The organism is Plasticicumulans sp. (assembly GCF_035331805.1).
Taxonomy (GTDB): Bacteria; Pseudomonadota; Gammaproteobacteria; order Competibacterales; family Competibacteraceae; genus Plasticicumulans.
On the sequence record NZ_DAOLKE010000081.1, the window covers coordinates 1 to 12,637 of the forward strand.

14 protein-coding genes and 1 other RNA gene are annotated in these 12,637 nt (G+C 72.3%); 4 read left to right on the forward strand and 11 right to left on the reverse strand.

All coding sequences use genetic code 11. The annotated features are described in order from the left end of the window. The 7 genes from PKE44_RS07975 to PKE44_RS08005 all read right to left on the reverse strand — a co-directional run. Window positions 1-460: YbgC/FadM family acyl-CoA thioesterase (locus PKE44_RS07975; RefSeq protein ID WP_324549848.1), on the reverse strand; the 460-nt coding region annotated here is incomplete at its 3' end. A 51-nt stretch (window positions 461-511) separates the two neighbouring features. Further along, window positions 512-871 (reverse strand): Rieske 2Fe-2S domain-containing protein, encoded by a 360-nt coding sequence (locus PKE44_RS07980; protein WP_324549850.1) that lies wholly within the window; start codon window positions 869-871, stop codon window positions 512-514. Window positions 872-926: 55 nt separating this feature from the next. Then, window positions 927-2,330 carry a DUF4139 domain-containing protein gene (locus PKE44_RS07985; RefSeq protein ID WP_324549852.1) on the reverse strand — a complete coding sequence of 468 codons (1,404 nt, stop codon included), beginning with the start codon at window positions 2,328-2,330 and terminating at the stop codon, window positions 927-929. A 141-nt stretch (window positions 2,331-2,471) separates the two neighbouring features. After that, a complete protein-coding gene (locus PKE44_RS07990; RefSeq protein ID WP_324549854.1) occupies window positions 2,472-3,782 on the reverse strand; it encodes a UbiH/UbiF/VisC/COQ6 family ubiquinone biosynthesis hydroxylase in 1,311 nt (436 codons plus the stop codon). Window positions 3,783-3,830: 48 nt separating this feature from the next. Then, on the reverse strand, window positions 3,831-5,156 hold the full coding sequence (gene ubiH, locus PKE44_RS07995) for a 2-octaprenyl-6-methoxyphenyl hydroxylase (protein WP_324549856.1): 1,326 nt from the start codon (window positions 5,154-5,156) through the stop codon (window positions 3,831-3,833). Between the two features lie 118 nt (window positions 5,157-5,274). Further along, the gene (gene pepP / locus PKE44_RS08000) at window positions 5,275-6,594 is read right to left on the reverse strand and encodes a Xaa-Pro aminopeptidase (RefSeq protein WP_324549858.1); all 1,320 of its coding nucleotides are present in this window, start codon (window positions 6,592-6,594) and stop codon (window positions 5,275-5,277) included. 70 nt (window positions 6,595-6,664) lie between these two features. Then, window positions 6,665-7,240: a UPF0149 family protein gene (locus PKE44_RS08005; protein WP_324549860.1), complete on the reverse strand. Its 576-nt coding sequence runs from the start codon at window positions 7,238-7,240 to the stop codon at window positions 6,665-6,667. A 126-nt stretch (window positions 7,241-7,366) separates the two neighbouring features. On the opposite strand from PKE44_RS08005, the gene PKE44_RS08010 reads away from it, so the two are divergent. The 3 genes from PKE44_RS08010 (at window position 7,367) to ssrS (ending at window position 8,427) form a co-directional block, all read left to right on the forward strand. Continuing rightward, window positions 7,367-7,855, forward strand: coding sequence for a hypothetical protein (locus PKE44_RS08010; RefSeq protein WP_324549862.1), 489 nt, complete (start codon window positions 7,367-7,369; stop codon window positions 7,853-7,855). Window positions 7,856-7,912: 57 nt separating this feature from the next. Then, complete coding sequence (locus tag PKE44_RS08015; protein WP_324549865.1) at window positions 7,913-8,227, forward strand: cell division protein ZapA; 315 nt, start codon at window positions 7,913-7,915, stop codon at window positions 8,225-8,227. Window positions 8,228-8,239: 12 nt separating this feature from the next. Next, a non-coding RNA gene (gene ssrS, locus PKE44_RS08020) (6S RNA) lies at window positions 8,240-8,427 on the forward strand. A 27-nt stretch (window positions 8,428-8,454) separates the two neighbouring features. On the opposite strand, the gene PKE44_RS08025 is transcribed toward ssrS, so the two are convergent. The 4 genes from PKE44_RS08025 to PKE44_RS08040 form a co-directional block, all read right to left on the reverse strand. Then, window positions 8,455-9,585 (reverse strand): VIT1/CCC1 transporter family protein, encoded by a 1,131-nt coding sequence (locus PKE44_RS08025; RefSeq protein WP_324549867.1) that lies wholly within the window; start codon window positions 9,583-9,585, stop codon window positions 8,455-8,457. A gap of 79 nt (window positions 9,586-9,664) precedes the next feature. Next, complete coding sequence (locus PKE44_RS08030) at window positions 9,665-10,087, reverse strand: organic hydroperoxide resistance protein (RefSeq protein WP_324549869.1); 423 nt, start codon at window positions 10,085-10,087, stop codon at window positions 9,665-9,667. A 122-nt stretch (window positions 10,088-10,209) separates the two neighbouring features. Then, window positions 10,210-10,926 carry a pirin family protein gene (locus PKE44_RS08035; protein WP_324549871.1) on the reverse strand — a complete coding sequence of 239 codons (717 nt, stop codon included), beginning with the start codon at window positions 10,924-10,926 and terminating at the stop codon, window positions 10,210-10,212. Between the two features lie 198 nt (window positions 10,927-11,124). Next, the gene (locus PKE44_RS08040) at window positions 11,125-11,610 is read right to left on the reverse strand and encodes a DoxX family protein (RefSeq protein WP_324549873.1); all 486 of its coding nucleotides are present in this window, start codon (window positions 11,608-11,610) and stop codon (window positions 11,125-11,127) included. 142 nt (window positions 11,611-11,752) lie between these two features. Here PKE44_RS08040 and PKE44_RS08045 point away from each other — a divergent pair. Further along, on the forward strand, window positions 11,753-12,637 hold an 885-nt coding region (locus tag PKE44_RS08045), incomplete at its 3' end, for a LysR family transcriptional regulator (RefSeq protein WP_324549876.1).

The window sequence follows — 12,637 nt, forward strand, 5'->3', positions numbered from 1 at the left end:
CGGCATCGTCGGCATCGCTGCGGCGGCCGTCCGCCGCCGGCGGCAGGCCGAGGAGCGCGAGCAGCCCGGCATCGAAGGCCAGCGCCCGGCCGCCGGCGATGTCGGTGATGCAGAAGGTCACGTCGGCCCCGGCGATGCGCACGGCCGGCTCCGGTGCGAGCACGACCTCCTGACGCAGCGTGCCGCTGGCGCGGCCGATGCGCGCGAGCGCAGTGCGGATTTCGAGCTCCTCGCCCATGAAGGCCGGCCGGCGGTAGCTGATGTCGATGCGCACGATCGCGAAGCCGAGGCCGCGCTGCGCGAGCCGGTCGAGCTCACCGCCGCTCTCGAACCAGGCCCAGCGGGCTTCTTCGAGGAATTCGAGGTAGCGGGCATTGTTGACGTGCCCGTACAGGTCGAGGTGATAGCCGCGCACCTTGATGCGGCTGCAATGCGGGCTGGCTTCGGGTCCGGTGCTCAAGGCAGGCCCTTCCTGATCGGCGGCGGAACCGACAGCTTGGCACGCGCGGCCTCAGTCGCGCAGCCACGGCCGCACGTCGAGCGCGATGACCCGCCCGTCATCGATGCGCACCGCCACGGCTTCGAGCCGTCGGCGCGCACACGGTCCCCACAGGCAGAAGCCGTCCTCGAAGCGGAAGATCGCCGCGTGGATGCCGCACTGGATGTGCAGGCCCTGATAGTCGAGGAAATCGTCGTCGCCGGACTCGCGCTCCATCGGCGCGCCGGTGTGCGGACAGGAGTTGCGGTAGGCGTAGACCTGCGCGCCGCGGCGCGCGAGCACCAGATCGGCGTAGCGCGCGCCGGGCTGCAGGCGGATGCCGCGGGTGCCGCCATCGGGGATGTCGGTCAGCGCACAGAGTTCGCGTTCCATCGATCCTCCTCCCCCGCCTCTGCACGGGCGGTACGTGCGCCGCCCGCGACGGCGCTCAGCGGCTGCGGGCGCGGTAACTCAGCGTCACCTTGCCGCCGGCCGGAACCGGCACGCTCCAGCTCGCGGTGTCGGCGGCATCGCGCCGGTGCGGCAGGCTTTCCTCGACGATACGCCACTGGCCGCCGAAGGGCTGCGTGACATCGACGGTGACCGCCTCGGTCTTGGTGTTGCGGAAGTCGATCACCCACGCGGCTTCCTGCTCGTCGCGCGGCAGGCGCTTGAAGTCGATCTGGCGGCGGCGGGCGCTGACATCGAGCGTGGCGCCGACCTCGATGATCGCGTCATCGCCCTCGGCGACCGGATTGATGCGCGCCTCGCCGAGGAACTGGCCGGTGCCGCTCGGCTCGCGCTGGTAGACGCGCACGGCCCCCGAAGGCAGCGGCCGGCCGAGCCCCGGCGACACGTTCGCGAACGACAGCGCCGTGGCGATGCGCAGGTCCTGATTGCCGATCACCGCACCGAACAGCGCGAGCGGCGCGGTCGTGCGGTAGAGCTTGCGCACCGGGGCGCGCGAGGTCGAGAACAGCGGCACGTGCACCGACTGGCGCGCCGGCAGCGTCACCGGCCGTTCGATCGTATAGAGCTGGTACTCGAACAGCCGGTCATCGGCGGCTGCCCCTCCCGGCATGCCGCCGGGCAGGTCGGGCGCCGAGCGCAGGTCGGCGGCAGCCTCGCCGCGCATGCCGGCGATGCGGTTGACCTCGCCGGAGACCAGCGACAGCCGGGCATTGGTGAAGGTCGTGCCGCTGGCGTTGTGCAGCGTCGCCCAGGCGAGCAGGTCCATGCCGTCGTTGCCGGGGTTCAGGCGCAGCACGTAATCGGCATCCCACGAGAAGCCGCGCGACAGGTAGGACAGCTCGATCAGGTGCTCGCCGCCGACGCTGCTGTTGAGGTCGGCGAGCAGCGTCGGCTCCTCGCGCACGTCCTGACCGCGCTCGACGACCAGCCGCCACGGCGACAGCGCGCCGTCGGATTCGATGCGCTCGCCGATGCGGAACACCGCCTGCCCCTCGCGCACCGACAGCAGCACGGCCTTCTCGCGTTGCTCCTCGCCGCTGGCCGGATTGACGCGCACGGCCTCGATCTCGCGCCCGACGAAGCGTTCGAGCAGCGTGTCGCCGGACAGCACGTCGTTGCGGTAGTGCTGCGACAGCACCAGCAGCGGCCGGTCGCTGGCGAGCAGCGCGGTTTCGGGCTGGATCTGCGTGCTGACGCCGGTGATCGCCAGCCGGCTGTCACCGGTCGGCAGCGTCACGCGCCGCACGTCGCGCACCAGCGCGAGGTCGGCGTGATAGATGGTCAGGCTCACGTCCTGACCGGTCGCCGGGGAACTGGCGACTTCGGCTGCAGCCGGAGCGGCGGTCAGCAGGGCGGCCAGCAGGGGCAGGCTGGAAAGCATGGTGTCGGGTGCTCGCAGCGATGGCCGGCGTCCGTTCGTTCCGGCAAGGGCAGGACTGCAAGCGTATCCCAATTACGACAGCTTGTGGCGCATATACCGCAGGAGTTGTAGTCGAATCTCGCAAGCGGGCTGCGCCGCCGCTCAGCCGGGGCGGGCGAGTGCCGGCAGTTCGCGGCCGAAGCCGAGCGCGCGGCGCGCGAACAGATGCTTCAGCGGCCCGAGCGCGTTGGTCGCGAGCAGGCCGGCGTTGCGTGCAAACACGACCGGGGCAAGCGGGCTGCCGAACAGGCGCTTGAAGCCGTCCATCGCCGCCTGCATCAGCAGGTTGTCGCCCTTGCGCGCGCGCTCGTAGCGGCGCAGGCCGGCGATCGCGCCGATGTCCTGCCCGGCGCCGTGGCGTTCGATGAGCAGCTCGGCGAGCGCGGCGGCATCGAGCAGGCCGAGGTTGACCCCCTGGCCGGCGAGCGGATGCACGACGTGCGCGGCATCGCCGACCAGCGCCACGCGCGGCTGCACGTAGTGCTGCGCGTGCTGCAGCCGCAGCGGGAAGGCGGCGCGCGGCCCGCTCCAGAGCACCGGCCCGAGCCGGTGGCTGAAGGCCTCGCCAAGCGCGTGCGCGAAGCCGGCATCGTCGAGCGCCAGCACCTGACGCGCCTGCGCGCGGCTGCAGCTCCAGACGATCGAGCAGCTGCCGTCGTACATCGGCAGAAAGGCCAGCGGCCCGCCGGGCAGGAAGCGCTGCCAGCAGGTGTCATGGTGCGGCTGCTCGCAGCGCACGCGACAGACCACGGCCTGCTGCTCGTAGCCCCAGCCCATCGTGTCGATGCCGGCCCAGGCGCGCAGCGGCGACTGCGCGCCGTCGGCCCCGACCAGCAGGCGCGCCGACAGCCGGCGGCCGTCGGCCAGCTGCACGCCGAGGGCGTTGCGCCCTTCCTCGAAGCCGGTGACGGCGACGCCGGGGTAGACATCGAGCGCGTCGATCGTGGCGGCGCGCGCGAGCAGCGCGCTCTGGATCACGCGGTTCTCGATGATCCAGCCGAGGGCCGGCTCGCCGATGCCGGCGGCATCGAAGTGGATCAGGCCCGGGCCGCTCGCGTCCCAGACCTCCATGTCGGTATAGGCGCAGACCCGCGGCTCGGGTGCGCCGCCCCCGGCCCCCGGCAGCTGCTCGATCGCCGGCCAGGCGCCGAGTCTGGCGAGGATGCGCTGCGAGACGGCACTGATCGCCGAGACGCGCGCCGCGGCCGGCTCGCCGGCCATGAGCGGCGGCACCGGTTCGGCCTCGATCAGTGCCACGTCCAGCCCGTGCTCGCCGAGCGCGCAGGCCAGCGCCGAGCCGACCATGCCGCCGCCGACGACGATGACGTCGTAGACGGTCCCGGGGGCGGCTGCGGCAGCGGCCGTGGATGCAGGGGAAGCAGTGGAAACAGGCGAAGCAGCGGTGTTGCCCATCGGATGCGGAGGTTCCGTGCAGTCAGGCGGAATCGGGGAGCGGGACGTTCAGCCGGCCAGGGCCCGGCCGAGGCCGAGCCGCGGCTGGCGACCGGCGACGCCCATCAGCTGGCGCACCAGCAGGCGCTTGACCGGCGGCAGCAGGTCGAAGCCGATCAGGCCGAGATTGCGCGCCAGGCGCACCGGCGGCAGCGGGTTCGCGAACACGCGCACCAGCGCATCGGTGAAGCCGATCGTCGCGCGCTGGTCCCAGCGCCGCCAGTCGGCGTAGCGCGTCAGCACGGCGCTGCTGCCGGGGTCCTCGTCGGCGGCCAGCGCATCGGCGATGACCTCGGCCAGCACCGCGACATCGCGCAGGCCGAGGTTGAAGCCCTGCCCGGCGATCGGGTGCAGCGTGTGTGCGGCATTGCCGATGAAGGCGACGCGCCCGTGCCGGTGCTCGCGCGCCTTGACGAGCTTCAGCGGATGGGCGCTGCGCCGGCCGGCGCGCACGAAGCGCCCGAGCCGGAGGCCGAAGCGCCGCTGCACCAGGTACTGGAACTGCGCATCCGGCATCGCCAGCACCGGCTCGACCTCGGCATCGGGCACGGTCAGCACCAGCGCGCAGCGCCCGCCTTCCATCGGCAGCAGCGCGAGCGGCCCGTCCTCGGTGAAGCGCTCGTAGGCGACATTGCCGTGGTCGTGCTCGGGCGTGACGTTGGCGGTCACCGCCGTCTGGCCGTAGCTCCACTCCAGCGTCGGCACGCCGAGCTGCGTGCGGATGCGCGAGCGCGCCCCGTCGGCCGCGACCACCAGCCGCGCGCGCAGCGGACGCAACTGCTCGCCGACGCGCACCGTCACCTCGCAGTGCTGCGCGCCGGGGCTCAGATGTTCGAGTTCGGCCGGGCAGAGCAGCGTCACGTGTGCAAGCCGCTCCAGCCGCCCGATCAGCGCCGCCCCGATCGTGCGCGCCGCGGCCACGTAGCCGAGCGCCGGCGTGCCCTGGTCGCGGGCATCGAGCCGGGCGTGGCCGATGTGGCCGCGGTCGGAGATGTCGATCTGCCGGATCGGCGTCGCCTGCGCCGCGATCGCCGTCCAGACGCCGAGCCCGTCGAAGATGCGCCGCGAGCCCCAGGACAGCGCCAGCGTGCGCTCGTCGTAGCCGGGGTGAGCATCGGCGTGCCAGGGACTGGCCTCGACCAGTGCGAGCTTCAGGCCCAGCCCGTCGAGCGCGATCGCCAGCGCCGCACCGGCCATGCCGCCACCGACGACGATGACGTCGTAATCCCCGGCGGCTCCGGCGGCAGACGCGCCGGCCGCTGCCGGCGCCATGTCCTCGCGGACGACCGGCCCGCTGCCGGTCACCGCCGTGTCTTCGCTGCGCTTGCTGCCCACGCCTCGCTCCTCGGGTCCGCCGCCGTCCGGCGCCGGTGATGGGTCCGCTCGCACCGGAAAAACCGGCCGGCGGCGCTTGTCGTTGTCAGGTCCGGGCGCTGCGCTGCGCACGCCGTGCTCAGGCGTCGCGCATCAGCGCCTCGATGTCGTCGATCGCGGTCGGCACGCCGGCGCTCAGCACCTCGCAGCCGTCGGCCGTGACCGCCACGTCATCCTCGATGCGGATGCCGATGCCGCGAAAGCGCGCATCGACGCCTTCGGCATCGGGGGCGACGTACAGGCCCGGCTCGACGGTCAGCACCATGCCGGCTTCGAGCCGCGTCCAGTCGGCGCCGTCCTTGTATTCGCAGGGATCGTGCACGTCCATGCCGAGCCAGTGGCCGGTGCGGTGCATGTAGAAGCGCCGGTAGGACTCATCGGCGATGCGCTCGTCGACCCCGCCTTCGAGCAGGCCGAGGCTGATCAGGCCCTCGGTCAGCACGCGCACGGCGGCGTCATGGTAGTCGGGCCAGGCCATGCCGGGGCGCACGACGGCCATCGCCGCATGCTGCGCGGCCAGCACGACCTCGTACAGCGCGCGCTGCGGCCCGCTGTAGCGGCCGTTGACCGGGAAGGTGCGGGTGATGTCGCCGGCGTAGGAGTCCAGCTCGCAGCCGGCGTCGATCAGCACCAGATCGCCGTCGCGCAGCTCGGCGTCGTTCTCGGTGTAATGCAGGATGCAGGCGTTGTCGCCGCCGCCGACGATCGCCGGATACGACCAGCCGGCGCCGGCGAGCGCGAACTCGTGCAGGATCTCGGCCTCCAGCCGCCGCTCGTTCAGGCCCGGCCGGCAGACCTGCATCGCGCGCCGGTGCCCGGCCGCCGAGATGCGCCCGGCCGAGCGCATGACCTCCAGCTCGGCCGGCGACTTCACGCGCCGGTGCGCGTGCAGCAGCGCATCGAGGTTCACGAGTTCGCGCGGCACGTGCACGCCGCTCCTGAGCTTCGCGCGCAGCGCGCTGATCCAGCCGCTGACGCGGGTGTCGAGCGCCGGATCGGCGCCGTAGCGGTAATGCACGCGCTCGACGCCTTCGAGCAGCTCCGGCAGGCGCTGGTCGAGCTCGTCGAGCGGATACGCGGCATCGGCGCCGAAGCGCTCGATCGCGCCGGCCGGCCCGGCGCGGCGGCCGTGCCAGATCTCCATCAGCGGATCGCGCGGCCGGCAGAACAGCACGTAGGGCTCGGCGTGGCCGGGGCGCAGCACCGCCAGCGCGTCGGGCTCCGGGAAGCCGGTCAGGTAGCGGAAGTCGCTGTCCTGGCGAAACGGATAGTGCACGTCGTGGTTGCGCACGCGCTCGGTCGCCGCGGCGACCAGCGCGATCGAACCCTCGCCCATCGCCGCCATCAGCCGGGCGCGACGGGCGGCATATTCCTCGGCCGGAATGCGGAAGCTGGCCATCGGCTGACCTCGGAGTGCAGGTGGGAAACGAAACGGAATGCCGGACACCGGCAGCGTCGGTGCCGGCGAATCAGTGCAGACGCCTGCCGGATTCGGCCGCCGGGGCCGGCGCGGCGAGCGTCGCGTACAGCAGCAGCACGCCGATGCGCAGGTACTCGACCAGCTCGACCCACGCCGCCTCGCCTTCCTCGTCGGCGTCGTCGGTTTCGTAGTCGGCCTGCGCGAACTCGCGCAGGTCATCGAGCACCTCGCGCGCCTCGGTCCCGAGCGTCGCCAGCCGCTCGCCGGCACGCGCCAGACCGTAGTTGAAGCCCTGGCACCACTGCCCGAGGGCTTCGGCGCGCGCGGCGAGCGGCGCGTCGTCCTCGGGCAGCAGCGGTTCGAAGCCGAGTTCCTCATCGGCAAAGCCGGCGCGCGTCGCCGCGTAGAGTTCATCGAGCAGCCGGCTGCCTTCGGCATCGACGGCGGCGATGTCGCCGAGTTCGGTCAGCAGCACCTCGCGCCAGCTGCGGGCCGGCAGGCCGGCGTCGGCACAGAGCAGTCCGCACAGCAGGCCGTGCGCCTCGGCGGCGAGGCTCAGGCTGCCGGCACGCGCGAGCGCCGACTGCAGCGCATCGTGGTCCGGATTCGGCAGGCGCGTAGTCATCGGTGGGGGGCACACGGCATCCGGAAAGGACGGTTATCGTAACCCCGGCCGGCGCCGGCCCGTAAAGACGCGGTACGGCGGCCCGCGATTGACCCTGTCACAGAGCGGCCCCTATAGTCCGGCGCCATGTCCACGTCCCTGTCCCCCGCCGCCGCCCCGGCCGTCGCGGCGCTCGAACACCGGCTCGAAGAGCTGCTGCGCGCCTGCAAGCGGCTCGCCGCCGAGAACCGCAGCCTGCACCTGCGCGCCGGCCAGCTCGAAAACGAACTCGCCACGGCGCGCAGCCTGCACGCCAGCGACACCGACACGCTGCGCCGCCAGTGCGAGACCATCGCCAGCGAGCGCGACCAGCGCCATATGACCGCGATCGCCGAACTCGACGCTCTCCACGAGGCCCGGCTCGACGCGGTGCGCGAGTCGCTCGAAGCCGAACTCGCCGAAGCCCGCGCCGCGGCCGCGCACGAACGCAGCGAGCTCGAAGCCGCGCATGCGCAGGCCCTCGCCGCCGCCCACGCTGCGGCCGACACCGAGATCGCCGAGCTGCACGAGCAGCTCGCCGCCGCCCGCCAGCGCATCGGGCTGATGGTCGCGCGCCTGCGCGCGCTCGAAGTCTGATCCAGCCCGTCCAACCCGCCGGAAACCCGCCGGCCGCCTGAAACCGAGGCCCGCACCGTGTCCGAGAACGCCCAGCTGGTGTCGGTGCACATCATGGACGCCGACTACAAGGTGTCCTGCCCGCCCGCCGACCTGCCCGAACTGCAGCAGGCCGCCGCCTTCCTGAACGCGCGCATCGCCGAGATCCGCGCCAGCGGCCGCGTGTCCGGCTCCGAGCGCATCATCGCCATCGCCAGCCTGAACCTCGCCTACGACTACCTGCAGCTGCTGCGCGAAACTTCGGCCGACCGCGACGAGGTGCGCCAGCGTGCCGAGAAGCTGCTGTCACAGGTCGAATCGGCGCTTGGGAAAATCACCGAAACCCCGTTATAGTCCGGCCACGGGCATCCCCTGCGGTGTTCGTGTCACAGAGCCGCATCCCCTTGATCCATAGTTTGATCTGCCAGGGGGTCGGTTGGCCGGAGCCGGTGTGCAAGTCCGCCTAGCAGCGGGAAGCCTGAGGCACCGCGCCGATCCCCACTTGAACCATCTGGTTCAAGGGCCAAGGCTCCGACGGCACAGGCGGGGGATGCCTCTTTCTTTTTTTGCGCCGGCCGCGCTCAGCCCCCGAGCGCCACGCCGAACAGCCGCCCCGCGCCCCAGGTCACGCCGGCCGCGGCCAGCCCGATCAGCAGCTGCCGCAGGCCCGACCACGCGGCGTTGCGGCCGGTGAACAGCGTGATCGCGGCACCGATCAGGAAGAGCCCCGCACCGCCGGCCGCCGCGCTTGCCTGCACTGCGCGCTCGCCTGTCAGCCACACGAACGGCAGCACCGGCAGCGTCGCACCGACGACGAAGATCGCGAAGGACGCCGTCGCCGCCGCCCACGGCGAGCCGCTGCGCTCCTCGGGGTCGATGCCGAGTTCCTCGCGCGCCAGCGTCGACAGCGCCGTGTCCGGATCGGCCATCACGCGCTCGGCGATCGTGCGCGCCTCGTCCTCGGTGAAGCCCTTGCTGCGGTAGATCAGCTCCAGCTCGGCGCGCTCCTCGTTCGGCACCTCGCGCAGCTCCTCGGCCTCGGCGGCGATCTGGCGTTCGTAGAGTTCGTTGGCGCTCTTCACCGAGATCCACTCGCCCATCGCCATCGAGCAGGCGCCGGCCAGCAGGCCGGCCAGGCCGGTCAGCAGGATGGTGTGCGATTCGGCCTGCGCGCCGGCCACGCCCATGACCAGGCTCAGCGTCGACACCAGCCCGTCGTTGGCGCCGAGCACCGCGGCGCGCAGCGCGTTGCCGCCGCCGGCACCGTGGCGGCCTTCGAGGCGGGCGTAGGTCGGACCGGTCCAGCCCGGACGCGGGCGGCGCGCGAGCTGGCCGAGCAGGCGCACATGGGATCGCTCCTGCGCCGGCAGCACGGTGTGCTCGCTCTCGGGCTGGTGGTCGTAGCCGGTCTGGTCCATCGCCTCGATCGAGCGCGCCGCCGGCAGCACGAAATCCGCCCCGAAGCGGCGCGCAAGCCCGATCAGCACGCGCGTGCGCCAGCCCGGGCGCTCGCGCTTCGTATCGACGCCGACCGCCTTCAGCCGCCGCTGCCAGAACGCCGCGTGCGCGTCCTCGACCGCCGCGAGGCGCCGGTACAGCTCGGCCTGCGCGGCATCGCCGGCGCTGTCGGCCATCGCCCGGTACAGCGCGGCGCTGTCGATCTCGCCCTGCAGGTTGGCGCGGTAGCGGGCGGCATCGGGGTTGCGACGCATGGCGGGCGTCCTCGCAGCGGGCGGATCACGGATGACAGAGGCCGCCCGCACGCGGGCAAGGTGCGGGCGGCCGGATCACTCACTTGAGGCTCAGGCGCACGTCAAGGCTGCCGCGGGTGGCGTGCGAGTACGGACAGACGATGTGCGCCTGCTGCACGATGGCCTCGGCGGTCTCGCGATCGAGGCCGGGCAGGTCGATGCTCAGCGCCACGTCGAGGCCGAAGCCCTGGCCGTCGTCGCGCGGGCCGATGCCGACCTGGGCGGTGACGGTGCTGTCCTCGGCGATCTTCACCTTCTTCTGGCCGGCGACGAACTTGATCGCGCCGAGGAAGCAGGCCGAGTAGCCGGCAGCGAACAGCTGCTCGGGGTTGTTGCCGCTGCCGCCGGGGCCGCCGAGTTCCTTCGGCGTGACCAGCCGGACTTCGAAGGCGCCGTCAGCGGTGCGGGCGGTGCCGGTACGACCGCCGGTGGCGGTGGCTTCGGTGCGGTACAGGACGTTCATGGCGGTGCTCCTCGCAGACTTCGCGGGTGGGCGATGCCCGCCACGCAGGCGGGCATCCGGGGGTCGGGGGTGGAGGGAATCGGCCGGTGCGCCGCTCGCGGACGGCGCACCGGTCACGGCCTTCAGTGCCGGGTTTCGGGGCGCAGGTCGAAGACCAGCACCTCGGCGTCCTGCCCGTCGCTGATGTTCACGGCCCCGGCATCGATGAGCTTCAGGCCGTCGCCGGCCTGCAGCGCGACGCCGTTGACCTGCACGCTGCCGCGGGCGACGTGAACGTAGACGACGCGACCGGCGGCAATCGCCAGGCTTGCCGTTTCGTCATCCGCGAACAGCCCGGCGTGGACGACCGCGTCCTGATGCAGCTTCAGCGAACCCTCGCGCCCGTCCGGCGACAGGATCACCCGCAGCCTTCCGCGCTTGCTCGCCGCATCGAAGTGCTGCTGCTGGTACTGCGGCGCGATGCCGCGCACCTCGGGCACGATCCAGATCTGCAGGAAGTGCACCTCGTCGCTGCGCGAGTGGTTGAACTCGCTGTGCGCGATGCCGCGCCCGGCGCTGATCATCTGCACGTCGCCGGGGCGGATCACCGAGCCGTTGCCGAGCGTGTCGCGGTGTTCGAGCGCGCCGTCGAGCACGTAGGAAAAGATCTCCATGTCGCGGTGCGGGTGCTGGCCGAAGCCCATGCCCGGCGCAACGCGGTCGTCGTTGATGACCAGCAGGTCCGAGAAGCCGCGATGGCGCGGGTCGTCGTAGTGGCCGAACGAGAAGGTGTGGCGCGAGCTGAGCCAGCCGTGCTCGGCGACGCCGCGGTCACCGGCCTTGCGCAGGATTGCAGTCATGGTCTTGCTCCCGTTGCTTCGGAGGCGGACCGGCGCGGGGGGGCGCCGGGGCCGGGGGTTCAGGATTCAGGCGTCGTCCATGGCGGGCGGATGCGGCCGGGGTGCCGGGGGTTTCCCCCTCTCCCCCAATCCCTCCCCCGCAAGGGGGGAGGGGCTTGAAGGCAGGCACCTGCGATCCGCTCAGCCGGATCAGGTGTTTCAGGCCGCGGCGATGGCCGGGCGCAGGCGACGGCTGCGCAGTGCATCGAGGCTGAAGGCGCCGGCGCCGAAGGCCGCGACCTGCAGCAGGCCGCCGGTGATCGCCAGATTCTTCAGGAAGTGGATCACCTGGCCCTGGTCGGCGGGCTGGAAGTGGAAGGCGAAGGCCGTGACCAGCGTGAACACCGCCATCAGCAGCGCGACCAGTTGCGTGCGGTAACCGGCGATCAGCGCACCCGCCAGCCCGATCTCGACCGCCAGCGCACCGGCGTAGGCCAGTTCCGGCGCCGGCAGGCCGGCGGCGGTGATGTAGCCGATCGTGGCCGCCGGCGCGGCGAGCTTGCCGAGGCCGCTGACCAGGAACAGTCCGCCGAGCAGCACGCGGCCGGCGGCCGGGGCGTAGCGGTTGACGGCGCCGGTCGCAGCGGTGGTGACCGTGGTGGCAGCAGTGGTGACGGAAGCGGCGGCGTAGGTATTGGTGCTCATGGCGATGACCTCTTGAGTGCGGGTTTCCGGTTTCGGTGGCTGCCGGTCTGGCCGGTGCCTTGCCGATGGAGCGCACTCTACGCAGCCACGATCACGCCATAAATCAGCCAGAATGCGTCACATCGTCCACTGGAGAAGGACAATGAACGCGCTCGAAGACATGCAGTTGTTCGCCACCACGGTCGAGGCCGGCAGCTTCACGGCCGCGGCCGAACGCCTCGGGCTGTCGAAGCAGTTCGTCAGCCGCAGGCTCGCGGCGCTGGAGGCGCGCCTCGGCGTGCGGCTTTTGAACCGCACGACCCGGCGCCTGAGCGTCACCGAGCTGGGCCGCGAGTACCACGCCCGCGCCTGCGCCATCCTCGATGCGGTCGCCGAGACCGAGGACATGATCGGCAGCGGCAGCCGCCAGCCGCGCGGCACGCTCAGGCTGGCCGCGCCGATGAGCTTCGGCACGCTGCACCTGTCGCCGCTGCTGCCGCGCTTCCTCGCCCGCTACCCGGACCTGCGGCTGGAGATCGACCTCAACGACCGCACGGTCGACCTGATCGGCGAGGGCTATGACATGGCCATCCGCATCGGCGCCCTGCCCGACTCGGCGCTGGTCGCACGCCGCCTCGCCGGCATGCGCCTCGTCACCTGCTGCAGCCCCGGCTATCTGCACGGCCGCGGCGCCCCGCCCGAACCCGAAGCCCTGTCCGCGCACGACTGCCTGCCCTACGGCCACACGCGCGCGACCGAATGGCTGTACCGGCGCGCCGGCGAGCGCATCGCGGTGCCGGTGAACGGGCGCCTGCGCGTCAACAACGGCGAACTGGCCCGCGACGCCGCCCTCGCCGGCCTCGGCCTGACGCAGCTGCCGACCTTCATCGTCGGCGCAGCCCTCGCCCGCGGCGAGCTGGTGACGGTGCTCGACGACTTCGCCCCGAACCCCGGCGGCATCTTCGCGGTGTACCCGCAGCACCGGCAGGCCTTCCTGGCGATCCGGGCGCTGGCGGATTTTCTGAAGGAGGCGTTCGGGGAGGAGACG